The following is a 1,393-nucleotide window of genomic DNA, read 5'->3' on the forward strand; positions in this document are numbered from 1 at the left end:
ACACACGCCGCCACTCATGAGTGCTTCGGCCGGCGAAGGCCGGGAGCGCAGAAAGCCGCCATTCGCAGGCCGGCCTCATCTGAATATCGATACATCTAGCGGAGCATCGGCCAGAGCGTCGCCGCCAGCAGCAGCCCCATGGCTATGTTGAACCATCTCAGCCGCACGGGATCCGACAGGAAGCCGCGCAGCGCCGTGCCGAATCCGGCCCACACGGAGACGCTGGGCAGGTTGACGATGGTGAAGGCAATCGAGATCAACGCCACCGAGACGAACGGATGGTCCGGATTGGTGTAGACGGCCATGGCGGTGATCGCCATCACCCACGCCTTGGGGTTGACCCACTGGAACGCGGCGGCGTCGATGAAGCGCATCGGCCGCGCCTCCGTCCCTTTTCCGTCGCTCATCGAGCGCGACATGGCGATCTTCCAGGCGAGATAGAGCAGGTAGGCTGCGCCTGCGACTTTCAGCGCCGTGTGCAGCGCCGGAAACGCCGTCAGCACCGCGCCGAGCCCGAAGCCGACGGCCAGCAGCAGGATCAGAAAGCCGATGCTGATGCCCAACATGTGCGGAACCGTCCTGGCGATGCCGAAATTGACGCCAGAGGCCAGCAGCATCAGGTTGTTCGGTCCCGGTGTGATCGAAGTCACCAAGGCGTAGACCAACAGGGCAAGGAATGCGTCGAACGACATGGTATCCTCCCAGATATGTCAGCCTTATTGTCCTTTTTTGGGGGATGCGCAAAAGCCACGGACGGACGACTTGCCGGGCCAAAGAGACGACTGAGGCAGTCCGAGCGATTGCCCGCCGCGCTCACATGCCCTGCGGGCCGCGATTCATTGCCGCCACGCCGGTGCGGCAGATCTCGACCAGGCCGAGCGGTTTCATGATGGCGATGAACTGATCGAGCTTCGAACCCTTGCCGGTGATCTCGAAGATGAAATGCTCGGTGTTGGCGTCGATAACGCTGGCGCGGAAGGCGTCGGCCAGTCGCAGCGCCTCGACGCGGGCGTCGCCGGTACCGGCGACCTTGACGAGCGCGAGTTCGCGCTCCAGCGGCCGCTCCTGCCCGAGCTCATGCGAACGAACGGTAAGGTCGACCACGCGATGCACCGGCACGATGCGTTCGAGCTGGTTCTTGATCTGCTCCATCACATGCGGCGTGCCGCGCGTCACGATGGTGATGCGCGACAGATGCTTCTCGTGCTCGGTCTCGGAGACGGTCAGGCTTTCGATGTTGTAGCCGCGCCCGGAGAACAGGCCGATGACGCGGGCAAGCACGCCCGGCTCGTTGTCGACCAGCACGGAAAGCGTGTGCGTTTCCGGCTTCTCGGTTTCCTTGGCAATGAAATAGGCGGAACCGGTCGGTTGAAGGTGCTGTGCGTTCATGACG

Annotated in this window: 2 protein-coding genes; both read right to left on the bottom strand. The window is 63.3% G+C overall.

Annotated features, from left to right (window positions below; translation table 11 throughout):
* Nucleotides 1–95 precede the first annotated feature (95 nt).
* Nucleotides 96–692 (bottom strand): LysE family translocator, encoded by a 597-nt coding sequence (locus EOA38_RS36645; protein ID WP_126093160.1) that lies wholly within the window; start codon nt 690–692, stop codon nt 96–98.
* Nucleotides 693–813: 121 nt separating this feature from the next.
* Nucleotides 814–1,389 (bottom strand): acetolactate synthase small subunit, encoded by a 576-nt coding sequence (gene ilvN, locus EOA38_RS36650; RefSeq protein WP_126093159.1) that lies wholly within the window; start codon nt 1,387–1,389, stop codon nt 814–816.
* Nucleotides 1,390–1,393 lie beyond the last annotated feature (4 nt).

It is taken from the genome of Mesorhizobium sp. M1E.F.Ca.ET.041.01.1.1, assembly GCF_003997355.1.
Lineage (GTDB): Bacteria > Pseudomonadota > Alphaproteobacteria > Rhizobiales > Rhizobiaceae > Mesorhizobium.

Coding starts and splice junctions, on each gene's coding strand:
- EOA38_RS36645 (WP_126093160.1), bottom strand. CDS start 692: ATGTCGTTCGACGCATTCCTTGCCCTGTTGGTCTACGCCTTGGTGACT.
- ilvN (WP_126093159.1), bottom strand. CDS start 1,389: ATGAACGCACAGCACCTTCAACCGACCGGTTCCGCCTATTTCATTGCC.